At 70.5% G+C, this 3,138-nt stretch carries 2 protein-coding genes; both read right to left on the bottom strand.

The annotated features are described in order from the left end of the window. Window positions 1-883 precede the first annotated feature (883 nt). Window positions 884-1,421: toll/interleukin-1 receptor domain-containing protein (locus UK82_RS41200; protein WP_236706631.1), on the bottom strand; the 538-nt coding region annotated here is incomplete at its 3' end. Window positions 1,422-2,529: 1,108 nt separating this feature from the next. Further along, the gene (locus tag UK82_RS30480; protein ID WP_055410890.1) at window positions 2,530-2,841 is read right to left on the bottom strand and encodes a hypothetical protein; all 312 of its coding nucleotides are present in this window, start codon (window positions 2,839-2,841) and stop codon (window positions 2,530-2,532) included. Window positions 2,842-3,138 lie beyond the last annotated feature (297 nt).

Here is a 3,138-nt window from a genome sequence, read left to right as displayed (position 1 = left end):
CTCTGTGTCATTCGGTGTCCCTTTCCAACCTACCCGATCAAGGTAGATCGATCCTGGTCCACCTCCGGCTTACACAGTCGTCATGACACGCCCGCGGCCGCGCGCAGCTCCCGGCCGCCGATCGCCTCGGGATCGGCCACCAGCAGCCGCAACGGCAGCGGCCCGGAGGCATCACCATGCGCGGCGAGACGCAGCAGCTCACCGGCAGCCGGCGCATCCGCGTCGAGGCGGCGCAGCGGCTCGTCCCACAGCGTTGCGGCGGTGACCCCGGGCCGGCCCGGCACCTCACCCTGCCCGAGCACCACAGCCGGCCGGTCGATCAACGCCGCCAGGTACGTCTCCGCCGGCGCCCGGGCCTGACCGATCCGATGCGCCGCCTGATCAAGAGCAAGCGGATGATCACCGAGCTGGCCGGCGATCGCTCCGGCGACAGCCCGGTCGACCGCCGGGAGCCGGTCGGCGAGCAGCGCGACCGACTCCGCGCGTTCCAACGGGCCGAGCGGCACGACGACGCCGGTGTCCACCCAGTCGTCGGCGCGCGACGTCGCCAGGATCCGACCCGCGCCGGTCGAGGGGCGCAACCAGCCAGGTAGCTCGCCGGGGCCGGCCGCGTCGTCGAGGACGAGTAACCAGCGGCCGTCGGCGGCGTCGAGCCGGGCCAGGACGGCCGCCGGTTCCGCGTGCCGCGGCAGGCCCAGGGCCGGTGCGAGCGCCCGCACCCGTTCACCGACGAGCTCCGGGCGCCCCGCCGGCACCCACCACACCGCGTCGAACCCCATCCGCTGCTGACGGACGTACTCGACGGCCAGGCTCGTTTTCCCGATCCCCGCCAGACCCGTCACCGCCACCAGCCCGCCGCCCGACATCGCCTCATCGAGCCGGNCCAGCGCCGACGCCCGACCGACGAACCGCGCCGCGGGCCGCGGCACGTTCCACACCGGCGGCAACTCCCCCGGAAACACCGCCCTGCCAAGGTATGACTGGCGGTCCGGGAAACTCGCGCCGTCCCCCACCTCCACCTGCCCAGCCTCAACTCGCCCGGCCTCGCCACGCACCGCCGCGAGCAGCACGGTCTGCGCGGCCCACCGGCTGCGACCGACCAGATCAATGGGGACGAGCTGGCCGAGCAGCCCGGGAATCGGCCGGTCCGTCACCCGCGCGACCAGCAGCCGCCGCTCCCCATCCAGCACCCGCGGCGACCAGGCCGCACCCCACTCCGCCGACGCCGCCGACGAATCCAGGTAACCGTCCGACACCACCGCGATGGTGCGCCGCGCCCGCTGCGTCACCCCATCCAGCCACGAAACCCGATGAGTACCAGGCACCGCATCCCAAGCCTCGAGCGTGACACGGTGACCAGCGCTCTCCAACGCCCCCGCGATCCACTCAGCCCAGCTGAGCCCATCCTCGGCATAGGACACGAAGACATCGAGAGCGCGACCATCGCCCCCGCCCGTCACCCGAACAGGATGACACAGTCACCCAAACCACTCGATCCGACATGGGAACCGGACAGGATGGCCCAGTTCGATGGGCACTGAGCTGGCCGGCACCGAGTAGCCGCCGCCGGTGACCGAGAAGCCTCCCGGGCCGGGCTGCTCGACGGGCCGGGTTACTCGGCGCGCCTGACCCCGGTGAGCCGGTGGCGCGTCTGGCGGAGGTCCGCCGCGGTGTCCAGCAGCTGGGCGACCGTGCGGCGAGGGCGATCGTTCCCGCTGCTGTCGGGTTCACCACGGAAACGTCGCAGCATCTCCAGCTGGACCCGGGCGCCGTGGCCCTGCGCGACCTGACGGAGAAGCTTGTCCTTGTCACCGGACGGAAGATCCTTGATCCAGCTGGCCAGGGCGCGGGGATCGTTCTTGGTCGCCGGCGCGGGTGAACTGGCCTGGGCCGCGCTGGCGAGCAGGTCGGCGTCGAGGCGCAGGAAGTCCGCCAGGGCCCGCTGGGGCGCGGTCAGGCTGCCCAGCCCGGCGGGCACCGGCGGTTCGGGCTCGTCCTCCTCCTCGTCGTCGAAAGCGTGCTCGTCACGTTCCCAGGTTCCCCAGCCAGCCAACCAGGCCAGGTAGAGAGGCCGCAGATCACCGGCGGCGAGTTCGGCACGGACACCGACAATCGCCGCCAGCGAATCCTCGGCGCCTTCCACCCAGTCCTCACCCTCGACCTCGCTGTTCAGGTCAACGACGAGATACGCCCCGGTGGTCCAGGCGGTGACGTGCGGATCGACGCAGTACTGCTCGGCGATCCTGAGATCGAGCAGGGTCCGGGGCAGGCGGAACATCAGGCGATGGGTACCCCAGTTGGCGAGATACAGATGAGCGTNGTAGAAGCGCTCCATCATCTTCCGGGGATCGCCGCCGAAGTCACCCCAGTGGTACTCGTTGGTGAAACGAGTTGCGGTGATACAAGCCCGGGTAGACAGCCCACGAACCTGGGCCTGCTCCCGTTCGTTCAGCGGCCGGTCAACGGCCAGGAACTCGTAGTATTGGTACTCCGACATCGTCTGTCCAGCCCACCCTCGTCGTCACGCCGTCAGAGCGCCCAGTGCCGGAACGCCTCAATCCATTCCGCCCCGGCCGGCGGCGGGGTGGGCAGCGGCAGGTCCAGAATGCCGACCGCCTGACGATGCCTCCCACGGACGCAGACAGCGACGATACCGCTCCCAGGCAGCAGATCGATCCCCGCGACGGTCACCTCCACCCCCAGGACTGTGGTCCGGAAGGGAACCGCGAGATTGTCCTCGATCACGGACTGGAAGGCTGCGAGCTGTTCGTCCTCGCCGTAGGCATCGACGACAGCACGCTCGACCAGAGCCTCCAACTCGGCGTCACTCAGCCTCGCCATGGCCGGCAGCCTACCGACGCGGTGATCGGACAACCTCGTCGGATGTCGCTCCGCCGCACGGAACTGCCCGGAGAGACCGCCGACCCGGAGTCGAGAACTATCCATCGGCCGACAGCGCCAGCGGCGATCCGTCCACGCCGGTGTAGCACCGGCCAGGGCCGATGATCCGGTTCCGGTTGATGCCGAATGCTCCCGCCCAGACCGCCGGGTAGCCCGGGGGGATCTCACCCCCAGGCCCCCACAGAACGGAGCGTGACGGTCTCCTGTCACTCCGCTCTTCCCATCCAGTCCGTCAGA

Origin of the sequence: Frankia sp. ACN1ag (genome assembly GCF_001414035.1) — a bacterium.
GTDB lineage: Bacteria > Actinomycetota > Actinomycetes > Frankiales > Frankiaceae > Frankia > Frankia torreyi.
This window is presented reverse-complemented; position numbering and strand designations above follow the sequence as displayed.